The following is a 24,951-nucleotide window of genomic DNA, read 5'->3' on the forward strand; positions in this document are numbered from 1 at the left end:
GGGAGGAGAGAAATGAGAAAGTCATTCAAACTATTGGCTGTCGCCACGGCCTTGACCGCCTCGGCGACCATAGGTTTGGCGCAAACCCAAGGCGTAACCGACGATGAAATTGTGATCGGATCGGTCAACGATCTGAGTGGTATCTTCGCAGCCGTAGGCGTTCCGGCCACCAAAGGCGCAAATGTCGTGTTTGACCGCGTCAATGCAGCCGGTGGCGTGCATGGGCGACAAATTCGATATGTGGTCGAAGACAATGGCTATCAGATGCCACGGGCCATGCAGGGCTACAACAAACTGCTGAACCGGGACAAAGTGTTTGCGATGCTGCAATCACTGGGCACGCCGATGAACATGGCAGGCTTCAAACTGCTGGATCCAAAGGGAATTCCCAACGTTGCCCCCCTGACAGCCGCGCGGCAGATGTTGCAAGAGCCGATGCGCAACAAGTTCACATCATTCTCGACCTACTATGATCAAGCCCGCATTGGCGTGAAATACCTTGCCGGAGAATTCGGATCGCAAACCGTTTGCAGCATGTACCTGCCCACCGATTTCGGTGAGGAAATACTGGAAGGCAGCAAGGCCGGGGCTGAAGAAGCCGGGATCGCATTTGGATCCGAGACGACGCATAAGCCAGACGAGACCGATTTCGTGGGCTCGCTCAGCAAACTCAAGGAAGAAGGCTGTGACATTGTCACGATGGCGCTGGGCGTTCGTCAGGCGATCACTGTGGTGGGTACTGCCAAGAAGATGGGCCTGACGGATATGAAATTCCTGGGCACTTCGGCCAGTTTCCTGACTGTTGTCGCGCAGGTTCCCGGTGGCGTGACCGACGGCTTCTATGCCGCCGCCTCGTGGCAGGACCTGTGGGCCCGCGCCGATGAGCCCGCCCCCGCCGCGTTCATTGAAGAGTACAAGGCCGCCACGGGTGAAGATCCGGTTGGGTTTGCAATGCTGGGCTATTCCGCCGCCGAGATGATGGTCAAAGCGCTGGAGGCTGCAGGTCCGGATCTGACCCATGACAGTTTCATCGCAGCCATGGAGTCGCTGGATTATCAGGACGATCTGGTCGGCAACCACATCACCTATGGGCCGGATGATCATCAAGGCGCGGACACAGTATTCGTAAACGTCGTTGAAGACGGCGCGTGGAAATTGGTCTACGAAGAATAAGACACCATAAACGCAACGAAAAAGGGCTCGCAGACGCGAGCCCTTTGTTTTTGGATCGTCCCGGCGATTAACGCTTCGAGAACTGGAACGAACGGCGGGCTTTGCGCTTACCGAATTTCTTACGTTCCACAACGCGGCTGTCGCGGGTCAGGAAGCCTGCGGCTTTCAGAGCGCCACGCAGGTTCGGATCGTACAGTTGCAGCGCTTTCGAGATGCCGTGCTTGACCGCACCGGCCTGACCGGTCAGGCCACCGCCTTTTACGGTTGCGACAACGTCGAATTCACCTTCAACACCAGCAACCTGGAACGGCTGGCGCAGGATCAGCTGCAGAACCGGACGCGCAAAATACTTGTCCTGGTCTTTGCCGTTCACGGTGACCTTACCAGAACCTGGCTTGATCCAAACGCGGGCAACAGCGTCTTTACGCTTACCGGTGGCGTAGGAGCGGCCCAGCTCGTCGCGTACGGGTTCACGCACGATGACTTCTTCGGCCACGGTTTCAACGCCTGCGACGGCGCTCAGCTCTTCGAGAGTATTGATCTGATCAGCCATCGGTCATTAGCTCCGGGTGTTTTTCTTGTTCATGGACTTGACGTCCAGAACTTCGGGGGCCTGGGCTTCGTGCGGGTGCTCGGCACCGGCATAAACGCGCAGGTTGGTCATTTGCTGACGCGACAGGCGATTGCCCGGCAGCATGCGCTTGACCGCCTGGGTCACAACGCGCTCAGGGTGTGCGCCCTCGAGGATCTGCTGTTTGGTGCGCGACTTGATGCCGCCCGGGTGGCCAGTGTGCCAGTAGAAGTTTTCTTCGCGCTTCTTGCCGGTCATCTGGATTTTGTCAGCGTTGATCACGATGACATTGTCGCCCATGTCCATGTTCGGGGTGAACGACGCTTTGTGCTTGCCACGCAGGCGCATAGCAACGATCGAGGCAAGACGGCCCAGAACAACGCCCTCGGCGTCGATCAGGATCCATTTCTTGTCGATGTCTGCAGGTGTTGCAGAAAAGGTTTTCATGGCAGGATAGTCCTGTTTGATGTGAAAGACCGCCCCAAGACAGAGCGGCCCGAATTCGATGGAGGGGTTCTATGGGGTGCTTGCGCGTACGTCAAGCACAGTAAATCAGATTTTATCCTTTTTAACCAATGACTTGAAAAATAGGTATTATTTTACCCCAATTTAAACGCTGATTTGCTCGGGTGGATTGTCCAGTAACGCACGCAGCCGAAGCATTGCATCCTCGAACCGTTGCAACGAGACATGCCCGTTCATCGCAATGCGAACCGCATTTGGTGCTCGACCATCGCGCAGCGCGAATTCGTCCGCCGAACGCAATTGTATTCCTTCCCGCTCTGCCGCCCGGCTGAAGGCCGCTGCCCGCCACCCAGATGGCAGGTTCAGCCAGACAAACGGTACGTCTGGTGCCCACGTCAGGTCAAAACCACCCAGCGCATTCACCGTGACGCGCACATACTCTCCCATTCGAGAACGCACATCTTTGGCGATCTGCCGCGTACGGGGATCAGACAAAAGCAATCGGGTGAGCTCTGCCAACGGCTGCGCCAGCCCAAAATACCCGTACTCTGCCGAGCGCCTCAGATCCACACTTCGCTCTTTCGGCGCAATGGCAAACCCGACGCGCAGCGATGGTGTCAGCACTTTTGAGATCGACGAGACATGCCAGCCCCGCTCGGGCGCCAAGGCACGATAGCTGGGCTCTTTAGCCTCACCCATTCGATAACAATCATCTTCAACGATCTGCAAATCGAATTTTCGCGCGACTTCAACCACTTCTTTGCGCCGTTCGAGCGGAGTGTGCAGCGCGGTCGGGTTCTGCACCTCAGGCGAAACGCAAATCGCCTGCGCGGGTGTTTGACGCAAAACATGCTCCATTGCCGTGGGATCAATGCCCCACTTGTCCATCCGAATGCCGACCACTTCGGCCCGCATCAATTCACCGGCGCGGCGAAAGCCCGCGTAGGACAGGTCTTCGACCAGAACGACCGGTTTGGGACCTTGAAGAATACTTTGAAACACAAGACACAATCCGTTCTGACCGCCATGAGTCAAAACGATGTCGTCATCCGTCAGCGGACCCAACGGCAAATCCGACAGCCACTCAACCACCGCCTGGCGCATGGGCTTATAGGCATCGCGGGTTGGATAGTTCATGAACAAAGCCGGATCGGACTGCGCAACTTTCTGCAAACACTCCCGTATCAACGACACCTGCCCCATATCCGCCAGCCTTGGACTGAACAGGCTGACGTGATTGGCGCTCTGTGCTTCGGCCAAATGCAGCTGACGAGACCAGACATCATCCAGAATCGGCGATTTCGGTGGAGCCACGAATGTACCACGTCCGACCTCAGCTTTTAGCAAGCCTTCATCCGTCAAAATCGTATAGGCCCGTGCCACCGTCCCTGGTGTGATTTGCAATCGATACGCCAGTTCACGCACCGGCGGAAGCTTAGCTCCGATGTCTAACGCCTTGCTCTCAATTGCTTTTCGTATTGTGTCGGCAACCAGAGTATACTTTGGCCCCTTGGCTTTCGGCAACACATCCGGCCAAATTGTATCCATTACAATTCTTCCTTTGCTTTTGACACAATATTAAATGTATCAATCTCTTGTACCGAACGTTACTGCTTTGTGTCAATACAATTTGAAAGGAACTCTGAGATGACACGCACAATGCACAACCCCGCCCTTATGCTGCTGAACGCCAGCCCTCGGCTGCCGCTGATCGCTGTGCTGGCCGTGCGGTTTGCGGCTGCGGTCACTCAATGGGAACGCCGCCGCCGCAGTCGGGTCAATTTGGGGAATCTGGATGATAGGTTGCTGAAAGACGTTGGCCTTACCCGCATGCAGGCGGACCGTGAAGTAAAGCGCTACTTCTGGCAGATCTGAACAATCCCCAGTCCCAATTTTTGGGACCTCTTCCTGGGCCGGGGCCAGTCCCCGGCCATTTTTAGCCGAACCGCGCCGCGGCCGAGCCTGCAGGTGGAATGGAATACGTCATTGCCGCCCGCGCAACCGGCTTGTCCATGCCTTCAGAAAAAATCAACACATCGCCGACGGCCAATGTTCGACCCAGTTTGAGCAATCGGCATGTCGCAATCAGATCAGCGCCACCTGTAGGTTTGCGAAGAAAATCCAATGAACTGTTGGTCGTCACCGCCAAAGATTGCCGCCCCACTCGCGCCAAAATCATTGCATAGACACTGACGTCGGCCAAACCGAACATGGACGGGCCTGAAACCGTACCTCCGGGGCGCAGGTGCCGATCCTGCACCACAAGGCGCATGGTAATGTTTTCTTCGGCCAATTCTTCGACAACGAAGTCCTTATGCACCTGGGGAAACACCTCTTTTAGGTATTGCGACAGTTCATCCCGGTTCATTGCCAAAGCCATACTTTCCCTCCTGCTCTTCCCGACCTAGAGTTGGCCCAACTTGGGATCGGAGGGCAAGATGGCAATTCTGGAACGTAACGACACTGGCGCGGTGGCACGGCTTACAATGACCGCGCCCGAACGCTTGAACGCGCTGAGCGAAGAGATGCTGGCCGCGCTTCAGGATGAACTTGACGCTTTGCGCGATGACGGATCCATCCGCGCAGTAATCCTGTCAGGCGCTGGGAAAGCTTTCTGTGCCGGGCACGATTTGAAGCAAATGACAGCCGGACGTCAGTCCGAAGACGGTGGCAAAGCCTATTTCCAGGGCTTGTTCGCGCGCTGCGCCCAGATGATGATGTCGATCCAATCGATTCCTCAACCCGTTATCGCTCAGGTCCATGGCATCGCCACCGCCGCCGGGTGCCAGCTGGTTGCGACCTGCGACATGGCTGTTGCAGCCGAGGGTACGCGTTTTGGCGTGAACGGGGTCAATATCGGGTTGTTCTGCTCGACTCCGATGGTGGCGCTCAGTCGTAACATCCCCAGAAAGCAGGCTTTCGAGATGCTGACGACGGGTGCGTTCATTTCAGCCGAAAAAGCCGCAGAGCTTGGACTGATCAACCGCGTCGTCCCGGAATCGCAGCTTGAACATGAGGCCAATGCATTGGCTGAGCTTGTAGCCTCAAAGCTTGGCGTTGCCGTGAAAATCGGAAAAGAAGCGTTTTATCAACAACTTCAGATGCCCCTGGATCAGGCCTACACCTATACCGGAGAGGTAATGGCGCAGAATATGTTGCACCGGGACACAGAAGAAGGCATTTCCGCCTTTATCGAAAAGCGCCCCCCAAATTGGACCCAATGAGGCAATTATTTTGCACATTTTTTGCCACTGTTTTGATTTTAGCACTTTTCAAAACGGCGACTCTGTGGCAAAGCTGGGTCGAGGCTGAGGCCTCAGGACACTTTTGGGTCGCCGTGGGCGGAAGGTCCCTCCAGTTGGTCTCTCTCACCAGCGCTGACATTCCCGCAGCGGCGACCCCAAGACCCCTCCTGTAAATTTGGCAATTTTGTACCGCCCGAGTTGCGCCCGATTGTGGTCTGCCCTATGTGGCAGCGCATGACACAAGTTTTGCATATTGTAGGCGGCGGAATGGCCGGGTCCGAGGCCGCATGGCAAGCCGCTGAGGCAGGCGTCGATGTGGTGATTCACGAGATGCGCCCCACGGTTGGCACTTTTGCCCATCAGACCGGAAACCTGGCTGAAATGGTGTGTTCGAATTCGTTCCGATCAGATGATGACGAACAGAACGCCGTGGGCCTGCTGCATTGGGAAATGCGGGCTGCCAACGGGTTGATCATGACAACGGCCGACGCCCATCGCCTGCCCGCCGGAGGCGCGCTGGCGGTGGATCGGGATCCTTTTGCCGAAAGCGTCACCGCAAAACTCCACGCCCATCCGCGTGTTTCGGTCACGGATGAAGAAGTGACCACCCTGCCCGATGGCGGCCAATGGATCTTTGCAACCGGCCCGCTGACCTCGCCTGCACTGGGCGAAGCGATCCGCTCGGAAACAGGCGCTGAGGCGTTGGCCTTCTTTGATGCCATTGCGCCCATCGTCTACGCCGAAAGCATCGACATGTCGAAGGCTTGGATGCAGTCGCGCTATGACAAAGGCGAGACCGAGGAAGAGCGCACAGCCTATCTGAACTGCCCGATGGACCGCGACCAGTATGAGGCGTTTATCGACGCGCTTCTTTCCGCCGACAAGACCGAGTTCCATGAAGGGGAAACCGCTGGTTATTTTGACGGCTGCCTGCCCATCGAGGTCATGGCAGAACGCGGGCGCGAAACCTTGCGCCATGGTCCAATGAAGCCGGTTGGCCTGACCAACCCACACGCACCGGACGTGAAACCTCATGCCGTGGTGCAACTGCGCCGCGACAATGCTTTGGGCACCCTGTTCAATATCGTGGGCTTCCAGACCAAGATGAAATATGGTGCCCAGACCGACGTGTTCCGCATGATCCCCGGCCTGGAAAACGCAAGTTTCGCCCGGTTGGGTGGCATTCACCGCAACACGTTCATCAACTCGCCCACACTGCTTGACGCGCAGATGCGGTTGAAATCTAAACCCAACATCCGGTTTGCTGGACAGATCACCGGTGTTGAAGGCTATGTCGAAAGCGCCGCGATGGGGCTACTGGCCGGGCGTCTAGCTGCGGCTGAGATTCTGGGGCGTGACTTGCCGGACGTCCCGCAGGACAGCGCAATGGGCGCTTTGATCCACCACATAACCGGCGGGGCCGAAGCTAAGACGTTTCAGCCGATGAATGTGAATTTTGGTCTGTTCCGCCCCGTCGACGGTCTGAAAGGCGGACGGCGCGGCCGCAAGGACCGGTACAAAGCCTACACCGACAGGGCCAAGGCCGAATGGCAAACCTGGTTGGACCACTGCTGACTGGACGCACAATGCTGTCTCGGCCTAGCATGCTTTTATGACCGACAAGTTCCTAGACAGCACTTACAGCCTCGACACCCCACAAGAGACAGAATCGCACTACAAGAATTGGGCCGCGACCTATGATAAAGAGGTCGAAGATCACGGATACGTCACGCCCACTCGTGTGGCGGCGGCTTTGTGGTCTGCCCACCCCCACCCTGAAACCCCAATTCTGGACTTTGGATGCGGAACCGGACTGTCCGGTCAGGCTTTGCGCGCAGTCGGATTCGAGCTTATCGACGGAATGGACCCGACCCCCAAAATGCTGGAAGAAGCAAAGGCAAAAGGTGTTTACAGAGCGTTGACCGGCTTTGATATCACCAAACCAGCCCCGCTCAAGCGTGGTGCATATTCGATTGTCACAGCCATTGGTGTCATCGGTAAAGGCGCAGCCCCGGCAGCGACAATCGACGTGTTGATGCACGCTTTACCCAAAAGTGGGCTGTTTGCGTTTTCTCTGAACGATCACGCGCTGGCAGATAACACATACACGTGCCGCATCACCGATTGGGTCGACATGGGGGCTGCACGTTTGCTATTTCGTGAATACGGGCCACATCTACCCGGAATTAACCTTAACTCTGACGTGTATATTATGGAAAAAGCGTGACTTTCCTGACGCGGTTCGCGCCTTCTCCAACCGGGCCACTTCATCTGGGACACGCTTATTCCGCGTTGCTGGCCAGCGACATAGCCAAAGCTGAAAGTGGTCAGTTTCTGCTGCGGATCGAAGATATCGATCAGTCTCGCTCGAGGCAGCATTGGGAGGATCAGATCTATAACGAACTGACATGGCTTGGCCTGACATGGCCAAAGCCGGTTGTGCGTCAGTCGGACCGTATGGGGGTCTATGACCAGGCCTTAGATCGTCTTTGGGGACAGGGTTTCTTGTTTCCCTGCACTTGCAACCGAAAAGATATTGCCGCCGCTGCCAGTGCTCCGCAGGAAGGCGCTCCAATGCACGGACCTGACGGAATAATCTACCCCGGAACGTGTCGAAAAGCTCATCAGGACAAAGACTTAAGGCAGCATCCTCGACCACGGAACGAGCCACTACGGCTGGACATTGCCAAGGCGTGTCAAGCGATCCACGACCAGTCCAGATTTCAGTTCATCGAACTTGGTTCAGGGCCTGATGGTGAAACGGGCACCATCACTTTCACCCCCGATGAGTTAATAAACACAATCGGCGACGTTGTATTGTCCCGCCGTGATATGGGGACATCGTACCACCTCTCCGTTGTCCTTGACGACGCAGCGCAAGGCATCACTCATGTGGTCCGGGGGCAGGATCTGTTCGAAGCCACGCGCATCCACGTTCTGTTGCAGGCATTGCTGGATTTCCCCACGCCTGCGTATTTGCACCATGATTTGATCCGCGACGAAACCGGCAAACGCCTGGCGAAACGGGACGATGCCCGTGCGATTTCGAAATACAGGGCCGAAGGCCACAGCCCTGCAGACATTCGGCGCTTGGTCGGTCTTTGACCGTTACTCTTATTCCATCGGGGCCATAAGTTCAGTTTCAGTGCCATCACGAACAGCAGTATAGAAACAGGTCCGGCGGTTGGTGTGGCAGGCAGCCCCTGTCTGGCGTACCAGAACCAACAGGCAATCGCGGTCACAATCGATCCGAAAATCCACCAGCTCCTGCACGTGGCCCGAGGTTTCGCCTTTGATCCAGAAAGACTGACGAGAGCGCGACCAATAGGTCACCCTGCCCGTTTCCAGTGTCTTTTCAACGGCCTGAGCATTCATCCAGGCCATCATCAGGACTTCGCCTGACGCGTCATCCTGCGCAATGGCCGGGATCAGGCCCGCTTCATTATATTTCAGCGTCGATGGATCGAACACGACGGGATCAGTCATCTCAAAAACCTTTTGCATCCGGTGGGCTGGCCACTATGTATGAGGAACACACGACGAGGGAAAGCCATGAGCGGCGAGAACGACCTGATTAAGCTGTATTCCGGGCGCATCCTGGCGCTGGCTGCGGATATTCCGCATCTTGACCGGCTGGACAACCCGGATGCGACGGTAAAGAAACGCTCGCCATTGTGCGGTTCGACTGTGACTGTGGATGTGAAGGTTGACGATGGTCGGGTCAGCGCCTTTGGTCAGGACGTAAAAGCCTGTGCCTTGGGTCAGGCATCGGCAGCAGTTGTCGGGGACGCCATCATTGGTACGACGCGTGCTCAGGTTGAAGCCGCGCGCGATCAATTGACGCGCATGTTGAAAAAAGACGGCCCCGCCCCGGATGCACCGTTTGACGGGCTGGAAGTTCTGATGCCCGCACGGGACTACAAGAACCGGCATGCATCAATCCTGTTGGCGCTGGACGCCACAGCCGAAGCGCTGGCACAGGCCGAACAGGCGCATTGCGCGTGAACTTGGCAAACTAGGGTAAACCCGTTACCCCTCTGATCAGGTTTTAGGAGGGATGGGTTTGGACAATCTGCTTGAGCATTTTGTAACGCTTTGGGTCGTTATCGACCCGATCGGCACAATTCCCGTGTTTATCGCTGTTACCGCGGGCCTAGGCGCCGCAGCCCGGCGCAAGACCGCGTTACTGGCATCGTTGATCAGTGCCGGGGTTTTGTTGTTCTTCCTCGTTTTTGGGCAATTGCTTATCGAAGCGTTGGATATCGGCCTGAATTCCTTTCAGGTCGCGGGTGGCATCATCCTGTTCCTCTTTGCGCTGACCATGATCTTTGGCGAAAGCAAGCAGGACATAGAACAACGTCAGGCGGAAGACGATCTGGAAGACAAATACCACAAGCAAAACCCGGCAATCTTCCCATTGGCGGTCCCGTCCTTGGCCTCACCCGGAGCGATGCTGGCTATTGTCATCCTGACAGACAATCACCGCTACAGCGCTGCCGATCAGGGGATCACCGCTTTGGTGATGCTTTCGGTGCTTTTGGTTGCGTTCTTTCTGATGCTTCTGGCAGAGCCGATCATCCGTTGGATCGGGCACTCGGGCGCGGCGATCATCAGCCGTATCATGGGGATGATCCTGGCCTCGGTTGCGGTCAACTCTGTTCTGTCCGCGCTGCTTGAGATTTTCAAAACCGGACAGCTGTAAAAAAAACCGCCGCACCTTCCGGGCGAAAGGGCGGCGGCAGGCATTGCGTGTCTCGCGTGGGGTCCGGTTCACCGCGCGGGGCCGAGGCATGGCCCCTCAAGGGGTTTGGGACAGGCAGGTCACCCTTGACTGAAATGGGGATGACAGCGCGGTTTTTTCGGCACGAGATCGCAGGCAGAAAGTCTTAAAAACCAACGGGCAGGTGCAACGCGACCATCAGGATCACGACCAGAGACATCACGCCAACCGCATCCTGCAGGATGGTCGATTGCGCGCGGCTGAAAGCGGTCTTGATCTGGGTCAGCATAGGGTCACCTCCGGTCAGAGTTTTAATCCTTTGTTGACCTTTTGTTCTCACATTTACCCGAGTCGGTAAAGAACTTTTTGAGAACATTTGTGAACTTTTCAGAACATCTAGTCTAACCTACTGAAATTAAACGGATTGCCTGATCCTGTTTCATCAACCACAAAAGAACACGCGCGGCGCGGCCCCGTTCCGACGTCAGTTTAGGGTCCGCATTCAGCAAAGCCCGCGCATCCGACTGGGCGACAGCCATCAACCCGGCCTGACGTTCAAGATCAGCGATACGGAACTTAGGAAGGCCGGACTGCGCGGTCCCGATCAGATCCCCGGCCCCGCGCATCTCAAGATCGGTTTCGGAAATGCGGAACCCATCTTCGGTTTCGCGCAAAACCTCCAGCCGTTTGCGCCCACCTTCGCTGAGCGGCGGTTGGTACATCAGCAGGCAGGTCGAGTCTGCGTCGCCACGCCCCACGCGCCCTCGCAATTGGTGTAACTGTGCAAGCCCGAAAATCTCGGCCCGTTCGATCACCATGATCGTTGCGTTGGGAACATTGACCCCAACTTCGATCACAGTTGTCGCAACCAGAACCTTGGTGTCACCGTTCTGAAAGGCGCTCATGGCAGCGTCTTTATCGGTGGGTGGCATCTGACCATGGACCAGCCCCACCACGCCTTCTCCCAGAATAGCGCGCAACCGTTTGAACCGATCTTCGGCGGCGGTCAGGTCCGAAACCTCGGATTCATCCACCAAAGGACAAACCCAGTAACACTGCCGCCCCTCTTCGATCGCGCGGCGCAGATGCGACACGACCTCGTCCATACGCTGCGTGCTGACAATCGCCGTTTTGATCGGTTTTCGCCCGGGCGGCTTTTCGTCCAGCACCGAGACGTCCATGTCCCCGTATTGCGCCAACGCCAGGCTGCGCGGGATCGGTGTCGCCGTCATCACCAGAACATCCGCACCCTGCCCTTTTTCCGACAGTTCCATCCGTTGCCGAACACCAAATCGGTGCTGTTCGTCCACGATAGCCAAGCGCAGAGCCTTGAATTCCACGTCATTTTGAAACACGGCATGAGTGCCGACCAGAATCTGAATATTACCCTGTTTCAGCGCCTCAAGCTTGGCACGACGCTCGGCTCCCTTGTCACGTCCGGTGAGCAGTTCCAAAACCACCCCGGCCTCTTCCGCAAGGGGGCGCAACCCCTCCAGATGTTGACGCGCGAGAATCTCGGTCGGGGCCATCATCACACCCTGCCCACCGGCTTCGACGGCGATCAGCAGTGCCATAAACGCCACCAGTGTCTTACCTGCACCAACGTCGCCCTGTAGCAAACGGTTCATGCGGGATTCAGATGCCATATCAGCCGCGATTTCATCAATCGCCCGGCTCTGAGCGCCGGTCGGGCGATACGGAAGGCTGGCCAGCACCTTGGATTGCAATCTTCCGGTCGCGACGCTGACGATACCTCGGGATTTGCGCTCTCGTTGACGGGCCAATGCCAGGGTCAACTGATGTGCAAACAATTCGTCATACGCCAAACGCTGCCGCGCGGGCGCAAATGGGGCGACGTCATCCGCCCCCTGAGGGTTATGCCCGGCGTGAATGGCCGAAGCCCAATCCGGCCATTTTTGCTGGGCCACCTGCGCGGGGTCGATCCATTCCTCAAGCTCAGGCGCGCGTGCCAACGCGCTGCGACTGGCCTTGAACGCCGTTTTCTGGGTCAGCCCTTGTGTCAAATGATAGACAGGTTCGAATTCCGGAATCTCTCCGGCCTGTTCGACCGGCAATATATGGTCCGGATGCACCATCTGGGCCATGCCGTCGAACAATTCCAACTTGCCTGAAATTACCCGGCGCGATCCCTGCGGAAGCAGCTTTTTCAAATAGTCTCCACGCGCATGAAAAAAGACCAACTGGAAATCGGCCTGACTGTCTTCGACATGAACGCGATAAGCTCCGCCCTTGTTGCGCGACGGACGATGAGCGCCAACAGTGACTTCAACAGTCAATGTAGCCGGCAGGTCAGCAACCTGAATCGTGTCGCGCCTGCGCCGATCAACCACCGCATATGGCAACCCGAACAAAACATCGCGCGGGCTTTCTACGCCGGTCTGCGCCATAACCTGCGCGGTTTTGGGACCAACACCCTCAAGTGTTTCCAAACCCGCAAACAGCGGGAAAAGCTGTTCAGGCCGTCCGCTCATGCGCCTTCGATCAGCTGCAGCCAGCCATCCTCATCCAACGTTTCGATCCCAAGCTCTGCCGCTTTCTTCGCCTTCGACCCGGCTCCGGGGCCGGCAACCAGAATATCGGTTTTCTTGCTGACAGAGCCAGACACTTTTGCACCCAAAGCTTCGGCCCTGGCCTTGGCTTCGGCGCGCGTCATCTTTTCCAGTGTTCCTGTGAAAACAACCGTTTTGCCTGCGACCGGGCTGTCGGACGCAGGTGCATCGGGTGCGATAACGGTCAACTCCTGCCGCAGTGTATCAAATGCGCACCGCTCTTCCGCATTTGCAAACGCATCTGACAGAGACAGCCCAAGCGTTGCTCCGATCCCATCGATACCGATCAGATCGGACCATGCGGCATTGGCCTCTGCTGGTACGCGAGCTGCGACAATCGCTGCATCACGCACTTCCTTGACGCGGGCACGACGACCTTCAGCCAGTGCTGCGGCCCGCTCGGCGTCTTCTGCCTCATCAGCTTGGCGTTGCGCCAAAGCCGCCGGGCGCGCAGCATCCAGCGCTTGTGCCATGGCATCCCACTCGCGGTAATATAACGCCAGATCACGCGCGCCAACCTCGCCCACATGGCGAATACCCAAAGCAAACAATAGCCGAGCAAACGGAATGGTTCGCTTTTCGTCGATCGCTGCAAACAGGTTTCCGGCCGAGGTTTCCCCCCACCCGTCCCGGTTTTTCAGCCGGGCAAGATTACCCTTGTCACGCTGTTCAAGCGTAAAGATTTCCGCAGGGGAATTAATAGACAGCACCGGATCATCGTAGAACATCTCGATCTGCTTTGCGCCCAGGCCTTCGATGTCAAACGCCTTTCGCGACACGAAATGTTTGAGTTTTTCCACCGCTTGCGCCGGGCAGATCAAACCACCCGTACAGCGGCGCACCGCGTCACCTTCTTCGCGGATCGCCGCGCTGTGGCATTCGGGGCAGAGCGTCGGGAAGGCAAAGGGCTGAGCATCAGAGGGGCGCTTCGCCAAGTCTACGTCTGCCACTTTTGGGATCACGTCACCCGCGCGATAGACCTGCACCCAGTCGCCAACACGAATGTCTTTGCCGTCGCGTATCGTACCGCCTTTGGCATCACGCCCAGCGATATAATCTTCGTTATGCAGTGTGGCGTTGGATACCACGACCCCGCCCACAGTCACCGGATGCAACCGAGCCACAGGGCTGAGCGCACCCGTGCGACCGACCTGAATGTCGATTGCTTCCAACCTCGTCCAGGCCAGTTCAGCAGGAAACTTATGCGCAACGGCCCATCGCGGCGTGGTCGAGCGGAACCCCAAGCGCGCCTGAAGGGACAAATCGTTGACCTTATAGACAACCCCATCAATGTCGTAGCCCAAGGTAGAGCGTTGCGCTTCAATATCCCGATAATGCTCCAACATGTCTTGGGTTGTTGCGCACAGACGGGTTAGATCATTCGTTGAAAACCCAAGCGACCTGAGCCGATCAATCGCTTCCATTTGCGTGCCCGCCAAAGGCTCAGACACTTCACCCCAGGCATAAGCAAAGAACTTCAGGGGACGGGATCGCGTGATTTCCGCATCCAATTGACGCAAAGATCCGGCCGCTGCGTTACGCGGGTTGGCAAATGGCTTTCCGCCCCGCTCTGCTTGCCGGGCATTCAGTGCCTCAAAATCAGCATGAGACATATAGACCTCGCCGCGGACCTCAAGAACTTCAGGCGCGTGGTCCAATTGCTGAGGAATATCCGAGACGGTGCGTGCATTTGCGGTCACGTTCTCGCCGACCTCACCGTCCCCTCGTGTGGCCGCCTGCACCAGCAGACCTTTTTCATACCGCAAAGACAGCGATAGACCGTCAATCTTTGGTTCAGCCGTGAAAGACAGGGGCTCCTGCGCGCTTAGGCCAAGATACTTTCGAATGGATCTGTCGAAATCAGCCACGTCTTCATCATCAAAGGCGTTGCCCAGAGACATCATTCGAACAGCATGCGTGACTTTCGAAAACCCGTCTGCCGCCTTAGAACCCACCTGCTCCGACGGGCTGTCATCACGTTTAAGGTGAGGGAATCGTGCCTCAATTTCTGAGTTGCGGCGTTTCAGTGCATCGTATTCGGCATCCGAGATCTCGGGTGCATCTGCACCGTGATAGAGCGTGTTTGCCCGCAACAACACATCCGCCAGACGCGCCAGTTCGGCGCGTGCTTGGTCTTCGGTCAGATCAGAAATGGAGATTGAGTTGCTCATGGCCTCGCCCTGTCACGCGTTCTTGGACCTCAGTGATAGGGCGAGGTCATGGCCAGGTCCAGACGTGCTGAGCCGTGAGTGCAATGTGCTGCCCCGGACCGCCGACAGCACAGGTGGTTCAAATCAGAGGCCGACAGCCATCCGTGTCTCTTCCAAACTGTTGCTTTGCGGGTCACGCAGCACATATCCACGCCCCCAGACGGTTTCGATATAATTCTCACCGCCTGTCGCATTGCTGAGCTTTTTGCGAAGTTTGCAAATAAACACATCAATGATCTTCAGCTCAGGTTCATCCATGCCGCCATAGAGGTGGTTCAGGAACATCTCTTTGGTGAGGGTCGTGCCCTTACGCAAGCTGAGCAGTTCGAGCATTTGGTATTCTTTGCCGGTCAGATGAACAGTTTTTCCATCCACTTCCACGGTTTTGGCATCCAGGTTTACCGCAACCCGACCGGTATGAATGATAGATTGCGAATGCCCTTTCGACCGGCGGATAATGGCGTGAATTCGCGCCACCAGCTCTTCCCGGTGGAAGGGTTTGGTCAGGTAATCATCTGCACCAAAACCAAAGCCTTTGATCTTGCTTTCGGTATCGTCGGCCCCTGAAAGAATCAGGATCGGTGTTTCAACACGTGCGATGCGTAACTGACGCAGAACCTCGTGCCCGTTCATGTCCGGCAGGTTCAGATCCAGCAAAATCAGATCGTAATCATAGAGTTTCGCCAGATCGATGCCTTCTTCGCCAAGATCCGTAGCATAAACGTTCAGGTTTGCATGCGTCAGCATCAATTCGATGCTTTTAGACGTGGTCGGATCATCCTCGACAAGAAGTACGCGCATTTTTCACTGCTCCAATTCGGTCAACAATTCCAATTAAAATTAAACCTGAACAAGAATGGTTAATCTGACGTTACCGTTGAATCATTTATTCACACTCTCCCTTAGGTTGTCGATATTTTTTTAAAGCGGTGGCCTTCAACGCCTCGACACCATGTTCAGCAACAAGAGACACCCAGCTGTTGAACTCTTCATCACTGATCCCGTACTTTTTCTTGGCATCAGACAAGCCGATCAGGCCGTAAAGCACGCCACGCACGACCAAAATCTTGCGTGAGGCCACCCAGCGGCGTGTATTTGCAGGCGGCAGATCTGCGCGTGTCAAAACGGACCCATCGGGCAGTGTCACGGACCTTGGGCCCTCAACTTTGTGCAAAAACATCTTTCAACCCTTTTCTTCCTGCTCCGTTACTGACATCAGGCTACTTAAGACCGCATGAAACCGCCCCTTGAGAATGTGTAGAATTTTCTTATATTCCGGCGGTCTTCCTTAACCCGAAACGGAACTGATCATGGCCCTCGATACCGAGACCCCGCTGAACTCGCTTGGTTTTGCTAAACCGCCCTCGGAAACGCGGGTGGTTGTTGCGATGTCCGGTGGCGTCGACAGCTCGGTTGTGGCGGCCTATCTGGCGGATCAGGGCTATGACGTCGTTGGGGTTACGTTGCAGCTTTATGACCACGGCGCGGCTTTGGCCAAGAAAGGCGCATGTTGCGCCGGGATCGATATCCACGACGCGCGCCGTGTGGCCGAGGAGCGCGGCTTTCCGCACTACGTCCTGGATTATGAGAACATCTTTAAAGACGCCGTGATCGACGAATTTGCTGACAGCTATCTGGCGGGCGCGACCCCTGTGCCCTGCATTCGCTGCAATGAACGGGTAAAATTCAAGGATCTGCTGGAGACTGCCAAAGATCTCGAGGCCGACTGCATGGCCACCGGTCACTATATCCAGCGCAAGATGGGCCCCAATGGGCCGGAACTGCACAGCGCAGAGGATGCGAACCGCGATCAGTCTTATTTCCTGTTCTCGACCACGCCGGAACAGTTGGACTTCCTGCGTTTTCCTCTGGGCCACTTGCCGTCCAAAGACGCGACGCGTGAAATGGCGGCGCAATACGGGTTGTCCGTTGCGGACAAGCCTGACAGCCAGGACATCTGTTTCGTACCCAATGGCAACTACGCAAGTGTCATCGAAAAGCTGCGCCCCGGTGCAGCGGAACCCGGCGAAATCGTACACGCCGATGGCCGCGTTCTAGCGCAGCACGACGGTGTGATCCATTACACCATCGGGCAACGGCGCGGCCTTGGCATCGGTGGCCTGAGCGAACCGCTTTACGTCGTCAAACTGGACGTCGACAAGAAACAGGTTGTTGTCGGCCCCAAAGAGATGCTGGCCACCCGTGTTGTACCGGTGCGCGAAATCAACTGGCTGGGCGATGAACCTTTTACCTCGCGCGATGAATGGCACCTGAAGGTCAAAGTTCGTTCAACCCGCCCGCCGCGTGAAGCCATCATTCGTCCGCTGTCGGACACAACAGCAGAAGTTGAACTGCTGACGCCGGAAGAAGGCATCTCTCCGGGTCAGGCTTGTGTGTTTTATGCAAGTGAAGGTAGCCGCATTTTTGGCGGCGGCTGGATCTGGCGCGGATACTAAGCCGATACAGGTTCGACCTCAGACTCGATCTGGATTTGCAGCGCATCGTTGAACCGGTTGAACGCTCCGCACAACGCAATGCGCCAGGTCAATTCAACGATCTGTGCATCGCTGAACCATTCTCGCAGGTCAGACACTTCGGCGTCCCGCATACGACCGGACCGTGTTGTCACGGCTTCGGCATAACGCACAACAGCCTTGTCACAGGCATCCAGTTCAGGATGATCCTCGACATCCGGGAGGCGCGCAGCCCCTTCCGAACTAAGGCCCGCGACCGTTAGCAGCGGCGTATGATGGGAAACGCAGTAGTCGCAAGCATTCAGCTTTGACACCGTTACCATCGCCAATTCCAGTGCGCGGCGTGGCAGGTTCTGCTGTTCGCGCAACGTGGTCAGCATTCCGGTGACATGGTCCAGAACGGGCGGGCAATAGGCAGCCACGCGGGCCCAATTGTCGAACGGGCCATACGCGCCCAAAGCTTCACGGGACGCGCGTGCTTCTTCCGTCATCTCATGATCCAACAACGGGGGAATGCGGGTCATGGCTAAGCTCCTTTTTCAATCAAGATATCTCAGGCCCACGCCGCTGCAACAACCGGGCTGAGATCACTTATGCGCGACACGGGCGCGTCTTGAACCCGCTACACAATATCTGTGGGCGAGTTAAAGAGAATGTAAAGTCCAACGCAGACCATGATGTAAGGAGCGATCCGATCCAGACGTGCGACACGAGGGCCGAGGCTTTTGGCGCGGGGCGCCCCCCATGTCGCAACAGCGACCAGACCGGCGGCGGCCGCTACTGCGCCAACCAGCGCCGCAATGCGATACGTGGGCGCTGAGTCTGCAAGCAATGGGGTCATCACCGCGAAACTGTCGATCGAAAGGCTCAGGAAGAGTGTGACGACTGAGGTTACGGCACCTTTCGGTTCTGCCTCTTCCACTTCCTCTTCCCGAAATTGCTTCCAAATACCACGCAAGCCAAATGCCAATGGTACGATGCCCAGATACCCAATCCAGAAGGGCACACCGCTTTGGTTCAACCCCAACGCCACGGTCAAAGCCAGAGTCAGAACAAGAGTCTGTGCGACCGCAAAACCTAAAATGGCGCGGCGTTGCTCCATAACCAAGATCAGGCCAAGCAAGACAGCCAGATTGTCGAGATTGGTGGACACCATCGCAATCCCGGCAGACACCGCGAACAGCGCATGATCAAGCATAGTGGACCTGCATTCTGTCCACTACAGCCCGTGCTGCCCGCAGACCGGGGGCTTCGCCACCTCGGCCCAATCGGTCCATGGTCAGGCTCATGGCAAGCTGCTGCGCATCCGGGGCGTTGATCACATTGTGTAAGGCGTGGGCGATCTTTTCGGGTAGACAGTCATCCAGCAGACATTCAGGCACCGCGCGCGTATCTGACACCAGATTGACCAGCGTTACGGTGTCCAGTTTGACCATCCGTTCGGCCATCTTCTGTGTAAGCCAGTTGAGTTTGTAGGCAATGACCATCGGCGTATTCTGCGCAGCAAGCTCAAGTGACACAGTCCCTGACGCCGCAAGCGCCAAACTGGCCGCGCCAAACGCGGAACGCTTGTTGGCCAGTGCTTGATCCGCGTCTTCGTGGCGTGGGTCCAGCACAACCGGGTCTCCGGGCCAGTCCGTGACCAATTCTTTGACGAGGTCCGTTGTCGCACCAACTGTCGGGATCACCACGCGGTAGCCCGGATGGTCCTTGGCAAACAGCCGCAATGCGCCAGCAAAGGACTCCGCAAGCCGTTCGATCTCTCCCCGACGTGATCCGGGCAAAGCCAGAAGAATCGGCGCGTCTCCCAGATCAAAACGGCTCCGAAATGCGGCGATCTCGTCCCGAGTGGCAACCGGTTCACTGGCCACCGGATGGCCGACAAAGTCGCACTCCATCCCTGCACGTTCCATATACGGCGGCTCAAAAGGAAGCAGTGCCAGAACATGGTCTATAACCTTGGCCATCTTGTCGGCCCGTCCCGGCCGCCAGGCCCAGACGCTTGGGGCGACATAGTGAACCGTGCGGGTGTTGCTTGCGGCCTTTACGATCTTGGCAACTCGCAGGCTGAAATCCGGGCTGTCGATGGTGATCAACACATCTGGGTTCGTGTCCAGAACGGCCTGCGCAGTCTCGGATATCCTACGCTTGAGGTGAAAGAACTTCGGCAGAACTTCGACAAGCCCCATGACCGACAGTTCAGACATAGGGAACTGGCTTGTGAGGCCCTGTGCCTCCATGAACGGGCCACCGACCCCGTCAAATTCCACATTTGGGACCAGAGTTTTCAAGCCTTCCATCAACGCGCCACCCAGCCGGTCGCCCGAAGGTTCTCCGGCGACCAGAAAGACGCGCATCAGGCTGCCCGCTCGCGGATGAAAAGGAACAGACCCAGACGGTTACATTCTGCGATGACCTGCTCTTGCCCCAGGACAAGCACCCCGCCTTTTTCCAATACGATCCCGGACAACCCGGCCGCGACCGCGTCTGTGACGGTATCGGGTCCGATGGCAGGCAGATCGGCGCGCCGGTCTTGATCGGGTTTGGGCCCTTTGAACAGTATGCCTCCACCCGCGTCTGGTCGTTGGGTCAATGACTTCAGCATCCAGGCAGTGCCGAATATCCCTTCTATCGCAAGCGCCTGACCTTTAGAGACCGCACATGCCTGTCCGGTATCGGCAGCCCCCATTGCGCGCAGAATACCAGCCGCACGGTCGGCGTCGGCCATGTCAGCCTCGGAGGGTTGCGTATCCGTCAGACAGCCCAAAGGCGGAAGCAAACCGGGCGCAATGTCATGTGCGGCGCGCATTTGCAGCCCTGCATCCTCAAGGATTCCGATGACCGCACGCAACGCGCCGTCATCCCCGGACATGATCGCCTTTTGGATCACCGGAACCAACGGCAGGGTCGCAGCGTCAATGCGGCTTGGGTTGATGGGCGGGCGTTGAACCGCACCAGCCAGACAAATCTGCGTCACGCCCCGCGCCTTGAGATCGGCAATGAAGCTGCCCAGCTGTTCCAGCGGGAATTGTATATCCACGGTCAGATCGTCAGGTGGAAACCCTTCCATTGCGCAGATCAAAGGTCGGTCTGCGAGTTGAGCCACAACTTCGGTTGGCAATGCCCCTGTTCCCGCAATCAACGCCAGCATGGGTTTATTTCCCTGGTGTCAGGAATGAGCGATCACTGTGGCCGGTGACAAAATCAACGATCCGTTGCACGTAATCACTTTCATTGCCTTCGCCGATCCGGCTGGCGCGGTCCATGAAGGTTCCATCGCCCTCGGACAGTTCCTTGAAGGCCGCGCGCAGCGCCGAGATATCCTCGCGCGAAACACCCTTGCGTTTAAGACCTACAAGGTTCAAGCCGTCCAGCTCACCACGTGAGGCCTGCACCAGACCGTAGGGAATAACGTCTTTGGGCACCATGGTCAGCGCCCCGATGATCGCGCCACGCCCGACGCGCACCCATTGATGCAATCCCGAGATGCCGCCGACGATCACATCGTCTTCCACGATACAGTGACCGGCTGCTCCTGCATGATTGACCATGATGACCCGGTTGCCGATCTGCACGTCGTGCGCCACGTGAACGCCCGCCATAAACAAGCAATCGTCGCCAATCCGCGTCACACCGCCGCCACCGTCGGTACCGGTGTTGATCGTCACATGTTCCCGGATCCGGTTACGTTGACCAATTTCCAGACAGGTGTTTTCGCCACCAAACTTCAGGTCCTGAGGAATTTCACCAATCACCGAGAAATTGAAGATAACAGTATCTTCACCAATCGAAGTGTCACCGGTCACGACCACATGGGATTTCAGTTCAACCCGATCCGCAAGTTTGACCTGCGCACCCACATAGCAAAATGGACCGATCGAGCAGTCCTGCCCGATCTGCGCGCCCTCTTCGATAATTGCGCTGGGATGGATTCCGCTCATGTCGTTTTTTCCATGTCCCAATCTACATAGGCCGAAAATTCGGCCTCGGCCGCCACTTCGCCCTCAACAGTGGCCCTGCCGCTGAACTTGAACAGCTTGCCGCCCTTTTTGCCGCGCACGGTTTCAACATGCATCTCGAGAACGTCACCGGGTACAACCTTGCGACGGAACTTGCACTTGTCGATGCTCATGAAATAGATCAGCAGCTCGGTGTCGATGACGTCCATGCCAACACCCAGCATTACACCTGCGGTCTGGGCCATGGCCTCAACAATTGTGACGCCCGGCATGATCGGTGTGCCTGGGAAATGCCCCTGAAAGTGCGGCTCGTTCATGGTCACGTTCTTGATGCCGCGCGCCGACTGATAGCCCGAGATGTCCACGACCTTGTCGACCAGCAAAAACGGATAGCGGTGCGGCAAGATCCTTTGGATCAGCTGAATGTCGGCGCTTTTGGTTTCCGTGGTCATTGATCAGGTATCCCGTTTTGGATGTTTCTTTTGCGCGTGGTTAACAATACCGCATTCCAAGAGCAAGCGACCCTATTCGCCATTGCCTTCTTGCAGCGTGCTGCCATCACCGATTGCGGCGTCGATGCGAGCGATCGCAGCCTCGGTAATGTCTGTCGTACTAACCACCACATTCGACCGTTCGATCATCACACTGGCACCGAACTCGCGCAGCAGATCAACAAGAATTGGGCGCACGATCTCAAAAAAAGTCTGTTGCGCTTCTTCGCTGCGCCGCGCCAATGCGTCCAGCTTGGCGCGCTGGCCTTCTCGATGGGACTGAACCTTAGTGTCAAAAGCCTCGGCCAACGGGCGGAATTCCTCAGCGGGCAAGGTCGCGCGCTGTTCCGTCAGTTCCTTTTCTTCCTGGCTCAGCTCGACCACAATCCGTTCGTTTTCTTCTGCCAACAAAGCGCTTTCAACCTCGATCTCTCGCAGAACGCGCTGCCCGAAAGCCGAGTCGGCAAAAAGTTCTTCGCTGGAAAGCGTAACGACGCTGGCCTGCGGCACGCCAAGTTGTTGCGCGTCCAATGCAAGCGGCATCATAAGGGCCGAAAACACACACAGGGCCCGTAATGGGCCCCGTGCTATACTAACGAGCATGTTCAGCATCTGGGATCAGAACCGAGCCTGAATGGTAAAGTCAAAGTTCTGTTCCTTGTCGAAGGACTCTTTCTTGAGAGGCTGAGAGAAGTTGAACTGCAGCGGCCCAAACGGCGTGTCCCACAGAACCGAAATGCCGATCACATGGCGGATCGATCCGCTCGCACCCACAATAGTTGCGCCTGCCGTGTTCACATCGTCGATGTTGTAGAGGTTACCGACGTCATAAAACAAACCACCGCGCAGGCCCAGTTCTTCTGGCAAGCCAAGCGGGAAGTCGGTTTCGAACCGGGCAACCCAGTAGTAGTTGCCGCCGATGGCATCGTCCTGACCGTTGGACAAGTCACGTGGGCCAATACCAGCGGGCTCAAAGCCACGGAAGGTGTTCGGGCCCAATACAAAACGGTCGACAGTACGGCTGAAGTCGTTGCCTCTCCAATGCAGTGCGCCCAATTCCATGGTCGCCCGCAGCACGACTTCTTCGTTCCAAACACGGGTTTGTGCGATACCGCGCGCTGTGGTTTTGAAGTACTTGTTGTCTCCTCCAAGACCGGCCGCATCAACGCCAACCTCGAACAGAACACCGGAATTCGGATCCAGACCACCGAGTCGGCTGTCATACACGTAAGATACACCCAACGAGCTAGAGGTTCTTTTGCCTTGCGCAATTTCGGACGAAATGACAGCGCCGTTGGTTTCGTTGTCCTGTTGGGTCATTTCGCTGCGATCCCAACCATAGCGCAAGCGCAGTGACGACAACTCGCCGATGGCGTAGGTCAGCTGCGGCGTGAAGAACAGCGAGCTTGTGTCATAGCTGGCAAAACCAGAGTTCGTTCCCGACAGCCCCAACCCCAAGTCAAAACGCAGCTTGCGGCCCAAAAGATAGGGTTCTGTAAAGCTTATGGCATACTGCTCAGAGTCCTGCGCGGTTGAAATGGTCAAACCCAGGTTTTGACCACGTCCCAAAAAGTTGGATTCGTTCAGGCCGATTGCAATCCCGAAACCGTCCGTGACCGAGTAGCTACCACCAAGGCTGAGCGAGCCTGTCGGTTGTTCTTCAACATCCACATCTAGGATCACCTGACTGGGCGAAGACCCTTCGCGCGGCTCGACATCTGCGGTGGCGAAGAAGCCCAGAGCATTGATCCGCTCGGCCGCCTGACGAATTTCGCGCGGATTGAACGGGTCGCCTTCTACAGTGTCGAACTGACGTCGAATGACACGGTCCAGCGTGGTGGTGTTGCCTTCAATGTCGATCCGCTCAACAAAGATGCGCGGACCTTTTGTCAGAACGAATTCCACGTCCAGTGTCAGGTCGCGATCATTGCGCGTGATGCGCGGTTCGACGCGCAAGAAGTCCACGCCCTGTTTGACGCCCAGACGTTCCTGACGCGCAATCGAGTTTTCAATCAGCGAGGGCGTATAGGTCACGCCCGGCTTGATCTTCAGTGCATCCTGATATTCAGCCGCATTCACGCCGGGGATTTCACTTACTGTTGTGATCTTGCCGAACGAGAATTTCTGCCCTTCGGTGACGTTCATCACCAAGAAGAAGGCGTCGCGTTCACGGGTGAATTCCACATTGGCGCTGTTTACGCGGAAATCGACATAGCCGCGCGACAGGTAGAAATCGCGAATGACCTGTTTGTCGAATTCGATGCGGTCGCCGATAAATGTATCATTGCGGAAGAAGGTCCGCAGGAACGTCGCTTGCTTGGTTTCGAGAACACGGCGCAACCGGCGATCCGAGAAGGCGCGGTTGCCAACAAAGCTGACGCGTTCAACTTCGATGGTGGTGCCTTCCGATACTTCGAAAACCAGATCGACGCGGTTGTCACTACGGCGGATGATCCGCGGGATGACTGTTGCCGCGACCCGGCCTTGCGCAGAATAAATTTCGGCGATCAGGTCGGCGTCTGCTTCCGCCGCCTGAGGGGTAAAGACTCGGCGCGGTTCAGACTCGATGGCGTCCAGCAAAACATCGTCTTTGACGCGTGCGTTTCCTTCAATGCTGATCTGGTTGATCGTAGGATATTCCTGAACTTCGATCACCAGAGTCGTGCCACGCGGCGTCAGCTCGACTGTTTCAAATACACCACTGTCAAGCAAACGCTGATAGGCATCATTGATCTGACCAGCGCTGACTGTTTGCCCAGGTTCGATTCCGGTTCGGGCGATGATCGTGCCCGTTTCAATCCGGCGATTGCCTTCCACCTGAAACGAATTGATCGTGAAGTTCTGCGCCTGTGCTGCATTCGGAAAAGCCACCAAACACGCCGCAACAAAAAGGAAAAGAACCGTTAGCGCCTGCCACAAAATATTGTTTGTCGGCATTTGCCCCCCGCAGGATGTGCCCGCGTCTCGCCTGTCAGTCATTTTGTGCTCTACCCAGAATTTTAAGACTTTAATGCTGAGTAACGAGATTAAATGAGCTTGTCAAAAGGCGAAATAGAAGCATTCCAGCGCGACG

General features: G+C 56.6%; 27 protein-coding genes. 9 read left to right on the forward strand and 18 right to left on the reverse strand.

The annotated features are described in order from the left end of the window. The first annotated feature begins 12 nt into the window (after nt 1–12). On the forward strand, nt 13–1,173 hold the full coding sequence (locus GS636_RS01900) for an ABC transporter substrate-binding protein (RefSeq protein ID WP_171668257.1): 1,161 nt from the start codon (nt 13–15) through the stop codon (nt 1,171–1,173). 67 nt (nt 1,174–1,240) lie between these two features. On the opposite strand, the gene rpsI is transcribed toward GS636_RS01900, so the two are convergent. The 3 genes from rpsI to GS636_RS01915 form a co-directional block, all read right to left on the reverse strand. Then, entirely contained in the window at nt 1,241–1,726 is a 486-nt protein-coding gene (gene rpsI / locus GS636_RS01905) for a 30S ribosomal protein S9 (RefSeq protein WP_171090107.1), read from the reverse strand. Nucleotides 1,727–1,732: 6 nt separating this feature from the next. Next, nucleotides 1,733–2,191 (reverse strand): 50S ribosomal protein L13, encoded by a 459-nt coding sequence (gene rplM / locus GS636_RS01910; RefSeq protein ID WP_170324880.1) that lies wholly within the window; start codon nt 2,189–2,191, stop codon nt 1,733–1,735. A 162-nt stretch (nt 2,192–2,353) separates the two neighbouring features. Next, on the reverse strand, nt 2,354–3,757 hold the full coding sequence (locus GS636_RS01915; protein WP_171668258.1) for a PLP-dependent aminotransferase family protein: 1,404 nt from the start codon (nt 3,755–3,757) through the stop codon (nt 2,354–2,356). Between the two features lie 99 nt (nt 3,758–3,856). Here GS636_RS01915 and GS636_RS01920 point away from each other — a divergent pair, with 99 nt between their 5' ends. Further along, on the forward strand, nt 3,857–4,084 hold the full coding sequence (locus GS636_RS01920; RefSeq protein ID WP_171090112.1) for a DUF1127 domain-containing protein: 228 nt from the start codon (nt 3,857–3,859) through the stop codon (nt 4,082–4,084). A 61-nt stretch (nt 4,085–4,145) separates the two neighbouring features. Here the strand turns inward: GS636_RS01920 and GS636_RS01925 are convergent, their stop codons facing one another. Next, nucleotides 4,146–4,589, reverse strand: coding sequence for a PaaI family thioesterase (locus tag GS636_RS01925; RefSeq protein WP_171183263.1), 444 nt, complete (start codon nt 4,587–4,589; stop codon nt 4,146–4,148). 58 nt (nt 4,590–4,647) lie between these two features. Between GS636_RS01925 and GS636_RS01930 the strand changes: the two genes are divergently transcribed. From GS636_RS01930 to gluQRS, 4 genes are all read left to right on the forward strand, one after another. Beyond that, nucleotides 4,648–5,433, forward strand: a complete 786-nt coding sequence (locus GS636_RS01930; protein ID WP_171668259.1) for an enoyl-CoA hydratase — start codon at nt 4,648–4,650, stop codon at nt 5,431–5,433. 255 nt (nt 5,434–5,688) lie between these two features. Beyond that, nucleotides 5,689–7,029 carry a methylenetetrahydrofolate--tRNA-(uracil(54)-C(5))-methyltransferase (FADH(2)-oxidizing) TrmFO gene (gene trmFO / locus GS636_RS01935; protein WP_171668260.1) on the forward strand — a complete coding sequence of 447 codons (1,341 nt, stop codon included), beginning with the start codon at nt 5,689–5,691 and terminating at the stop codon, nt 7,027–7,029. A 37-nt stretch (nt 7,030–7,066) separates the two neighbouring features. Continuing rightward, a complete protein-coding gene (locus GS636_RS01940; protein ID WP_171668261.1) occupies nt 7,067–7,681 on the forward strand; it encodes a class I SAM-dependent methyltransferase in 615 nt (204 codons plus the stop codon). Then, complete coding sequence (gene gluQRS, locus GS636_RS01945; RefSeq protein WP_171668262.1) at nt 7,678–8,559, forward strand: tRNA glutamyl-Q(34) synthetase GluQRS; 882 nt, start codon at nt 7,678–7,680, stop codon at nt 8,557–8,559. Before GS636_RS01940 ends, gluQRS begins: the two co-directional genes overlap by 4 nt. A 9-nt stretch (nt 8,560–8,568) precedes the next feature. Here gluQRS and hisI read toward each other — a convergent pair whose 3' ends face one another. Next, on the reverse strand, nt 8,569–8,958 hold the full coding sequence (gene hisI / locus GS636_RS01950) for a phosphoribosyl-AMP cyclohydrolase (protein WP_171090125.1): 390 nt from the start codon (nt 8,956–8,958) through the stop codon (nt 8,569–8,571). Between the two features lie 48 nt (nt 8,959–9,006). Here hisI and GS636_RS01955 point away from each other — a divergent pair, with 48 nt between their 5' ends. Next, nucleotides 9,007–9,459 carry an iron-sulfur cluster assembly scaffold protein gene (locus GS636_RS01955; protein WP_171090127.1) on the forward strand — a complete coding sequence of 151 codons (453 nt, stop codon included), beginning with the start codon at nt 9,007–9,009 and terminating at the stop codon, nt 9,457–9,459. A 58-nt stretch (nt 9,460–9,517) separates the two neighbouring features. Next, entirely contained in the window at nt 9,518–10,156 is a 639-nt protein-coding gene (locus GS636_RS01960; protein ID WP_216602802.1) for a MarC family protein, read from the forward strand. 184 nt (nt 10,157–10,340) lie between these two features. Here GS636_RS01960 and GS636_RS22790 read toward each other — a convergent pair whose 3' ends face one another. From GS636_RS22790 to GS636_RS01980, 5 genes are all read right to left on the reverse strand, one after another. After that, nucleotides 10,341–10,463 carry a hypothetical protein gene (locus tag GS636_RS22790; protein WP_256367922.1) on the reverse strand — a complete coding sequence of 41 codons (123 nt, stop codon included), beginning with the start codon at nt 10,461–10,463 and terminating at the stop codon, nt 10,341–10,343. A 112-nt stretch (nt 10,464–10,575) separates the two neighbouring features. Continuing rightward, a complete protein-coding gene (recG, locus tag GS636_RS01965; protein WP_171668264.1) occupies nt 10,576–12,666 on the reverse strand; it encodes an ATP-dependent DNA helicase RecG in 2,091 nt (696 codons plus the stop codon). Continuing rightward, nucleotides 12,663–14,915, reverse strand: a complete 2,253-nt coding sequence (gene ligA / locus GS636_RS01970; RefSeq protein WP_171668265.1) for an NAD-dependent DNA ligase LigA — start codon at nt 14,913–14,915, stop codon at nt 12,663–12,665. Before ligA ends, recG begins: the two co-directional genes overlap by 4 nt. 123 nt (nt 14,916–15,038) lie before the next feature. Beyond that, nucleotides 15,039–15,755: a response regulator transcription factor CtrA gene (ctrA, locus tag GS636_RS01975; protein WP_171183282.1), complete on the reverse strand. Its 717-nt coding sequence runs from the start codon at nt 15,753–15,755 to the stop codon at nt 15,039–15,041. Between the two features lie 85 nt (nt 15,756–15,840). Continuing rightward, on the reverse strand, nt 15,841–16,134 hold the full coding sequence (locus GS636_RS01980; RefSeq protein ID WP_171668266.1) for a DUF1153 domain-containing protein: 294 nt from the start codon (nt 16,132–16,134) through the stop codon (nt 15,841–15,843). Between the two features lie 130 nt (nt 16,135–16,264). Here GS636_RS01980 and mnmA point away from each other — a divergent pair, with 130 nt between their 5' ends. Next, entirely contained in the window at nt 16,265–17,410 is a 1,146-nt protein-coding gene (mnmA, locus tag GS636_RS01985) for a tRNA 2-thiouridine(34) synthase MnmA (protein ID WP_171668267.1), read from the forward strand. Here the strand turns inward: mnmA and GS636_RS01990 are convergent. From GS636_RS01990 to bamA, 8 genes are all read right to left on the reverse strand, one after another. Continuing rightward, nucleotides 17,407–17,952 (reverse strand): carboxymuconolactone decarboxylase family protein, encoded by a 546-nt coding sequence (locus GS636_RS01990; RefSeq protein WP_171183288.1) that lies wholly within the window; start codon nt 17,950–17,952, stop codon nt 17,407–17,409. The genes mnmA and GS636_RS01990 overlap by 4 nt on opposite strands. Before the next feature lie 98 nt (nt 17,953–18,050). Then, on the reverse strand, nt 18,051–18,626 hold the full coding sequence (locus tag GS636_RS01995; RefSeq protein WP_171668268.1) for a hypothetical protein: 576 nt from the start codon (nt 18,624–18,626) through the stop codon (nt 18,051–18,053). Further along, entirely contained in the window at nt 18,619–19,785 is a 1,167-nt protein-coding gene (gene lpxB, locus GS636_RS02000) for a lipid-A-disaccharide synthase (RefSeq protein ID WP_171668269.1), read from the reverse strand. Before lpxB ends, GS636_RS01995 begins: the two co-directional genes overlap by 8 nt. Beyond that, complete coding sequence (locus GS636_RS02005; RefSeq protein WP_171668270.1) at nt 19,785–20,579, reverse strand: LpxI family protein; 795 nt, start codon at nt 20,577–20,579, stop codon at nt 19,785–19,787. Before GS636_RS02005 ends, lpxB begins: the two co-directional genes overlap by 1 nt. Before the next feature lie 4 nt (nt 20,580–20,583). Continuing rightward, nucleotides 20,584–21,369 carry an acyl-ACP--UDP-N-acetylglucosamine O-acyltransferase gene (gene lpxA, locus GS636_RS02010; protein WP_171668271.1) on the reverse strand — a complete coding sequence of 262 codons (786 nt, stop codon included), beginning with the start codon at nt 21,367–21,369 and terminating at the stop codon, nt 20,584–20,586. Then, on the reverse strand, nt 21,366–21,839 hold the full coding sequence (fabZ, locus tag GS636_RS02015; RefSeq protein ID WP_050602398.1) for a 3-hydroxyacyl-ACP dehydratase FabZ: 474 nt from the start codon (nt 21,837–21,839) through the stop codon (nt 21,366–21,368). Before fabZ ends, lpxA begins: the two co-directional genes overlap by 4 nt. A 72-nt stretch (nt 21,840–21,911) precedes the next feature. After that, on the reverse strand, nt 21,912–22,481 hold the full coding sequence (locus GS636_RS02020) for an OmpH family outer membrane protein (protein ID WP_253762022.1): 570 nt from the start codon (nt 22,479–22,481) through the stop codon (nt 21,912–21,914). A gap of 15 nt (nt 22,482–22,496) precedes the next feature. After that, on the reverse strand, nt 22,497–24,857 hold the full coding sequence (gene bamA / locus GS636_RS02025; protein ID WP_171090152.1) for an outer membrane protein assembly factor BamA: 2,361 nt from the start codon (nt 24,855–24,857) through the stop codon (nt 22,497–22,499). Nucleotides 24,858–24,951: the final 94 nt, after the last annotated feature.

The organism is Ruegeria sp. HKCCD4884 (genome assembly GCF_013110855.1).
Lineage (GTDB): Bacteria > Pseudomonadota > Alphaproteobacteria > Rhodobacterales > Rhodobacteraceae > Ruegeria.

What these genes read in the sequence shown, in the direction of transcription:
- GS636_RS01900 (WP_171668257.1), top strand. Translation starts at nt 13, where the DNA reads ATGAGAAAGTCATTCAAACTATTGGCTGTCGCCACGGCCTTGACCGCC.
- rpsI (WP_171090107.1), bottom strand. Translation starts at nt 1,726, where the DNA reads ATGGCTGATCAGATCAATACTCTCGAAGAGCTGAGCGCCGTCGCAGGC.
- rplM (WP_170324880.1), bottom strand. Translation starts at nt 2,191, where the DNA reads ATGAAAACCTTTTCTGCAACACCTGCAGACATCGACAAGAAATGGATC.
- GS636_RS01915 (WP_171668258.1), bottom strand. Translation starts at nt 3,757, where the DNA reads ATGGATACAATTTGGCCGGATGTGTTGCCGAAAGCCAAGGGGCCAAAG.
- GS636_RS01920 (WP_171090112.1), top strand. Translation starts at nt 3,857, where the DNA reads ATGACACGCACAATGCACAACCCCGCCCTTATGCTGCTGAACGCCAGC.
- GS636_RS01925 (WP_171183263.1), bottom strand. Translation starts at nt 4,589, where the DNA reads ATGGCTTTGGCAATGAACCGGGATGAACTGTCGCAATACCTAAAAGAG.
- GS636_RS01930 (WP_171668259.1), top strand. Translation starts at nt 4,648, where the DNA reads ATGGCAATTCTGGAACGTAACGACACTGGCGCGGTGGCACGGCTTACA.
- trmFO (WP_171668260.1), top strand. Translation starts at nt 5,689, where the DNA reads ATGACACAAGTTTTGCATATTGTAGGCGGCGGAATGGCCGGGTCCGAG.
- GS636_RS01940 (WP_171668261.1), top strand. Translation starts at nt 7,067, where the DNA reads ATGACCGACAAGTTCCTAGACAGCACTTACAGCCTCGACACCCCACAA.
- hisI (WP_171090125.1), bottom strand. Translation starts at nt 8,958, where the DNA reads ATGCAAAAGGTTTTTGAGATGACTGATCCCGTCGTGTTCGATCCATCG.
- GS636_RS01955 (WP_171090127.1), top strand. Translation starts at nt 9,007, where the DNA reads ATGAGCGGCGAGAACGACCTGATTAAGCTGTATTCCGGGCGCATCCTG.
- GS636_RS22790 (WP_256367922.1), bottom strand. Translation starts at nt 10,463, where the DNA reads ATGCTGACCCAGATCAAGACCGCTTTCAGCCGCGCGCAATCGACCATC.
- recG (WP_171668264.1), bottom strand. Translation starts at nt 12,666, where the DNA reads ATGAGCGGACGGCCTGAACAGCTTTTCCCGCTGTTTGCGGGTTTGGAA.
- ligA (WP_171668265.1), bottom strand. Translation starts at nt 14,915, where the DNA reads ATGAGCAACTCAATCTCCATTTCTGATCTGACCGAAGACCAAGCACGC.
- ctrA (WP_171183282.1), bottom strand. Translation starts at nt 15,755, where the DNA reads ATGCGCGTACTTCTTGTCGAGGATGATCCGACCACGTCTAAAAGCATC.
- GS636_RS01980 (WP_171668266.1), bottom strand. Translation starts at nt 16,134, where the DNA reads ATGTTTTTGCACAAAGTTGAGGGCCCAAGGTCCGTGACACTGCCCGAT.
- mnmA (WP_171668267.1), top strand. Translation starts at nt 16,265, where the DNA reads ATGGCCCTCGATACCGAGACCCCGCTGAACTCGCTTGGTTTTGCTAAA.
- GS636_RS01990 (WP_171183288.1), bottom strand. Translation starts at nt 17,952, where the DNA reads ATGACCCGCATTCCCCCGTTGTTGGATCATGAGATGACGGAAGAAGCA.
- GS636_RS01995 (WP_171668268.1), bottom strand. Translation starts at nt 18,626, where the DNA reads ATGCTTGATCATGCGCTGTTCGCGGTGTCTGCCGGGATTGCGATGGTG.
- lpxB (WP_171668269.1), bottom strand. Translation starts at nt 19,785, where the DNA reads ATGCGCGTCTTTCTGGTCGCCGGAGAACCTTCGGGCGACCGGCTGGGT.
- GS636_RS02005 (WP_171668270.1), bottom strand. Translation starts at nt 20,579, where the DNA reads ATGCTGGCGTTGATTGCGGGAACAGGGGCATTGCCAACCGAAGTTGTG.
- lpxA (WP_171668271.1), bottom strand. Translation starts at nt 21,369, where the DNA reads ATGAGCGGAATCCATCCCAGCGCAATTATCGAAGAGGGCGCGCAGATC.
- fabZ (WP_050602398.1), bottom strand. Translation starts at nt 21,839, where the DNA reads ATGACCACGGAAACCAAAAGCGCCGACATTCAGCTGATCCAAAGGATC.
- GS636_RS02020 (WP_253762022.1), bottom strand. Translation starts at nt 22,481, where the DNA reads ATGCTCGTTAGTATAGCACGGGGCCCATTACGGGCCCTGTGTGTGTTT.
- bamA (WP_171090152.1), bottom strand. Translation starts at nt 24,857, where the DNA reads ATGACTGACAGGCGAGACGCGGGCACATCCTGCGGGGGGCAAATGCCG.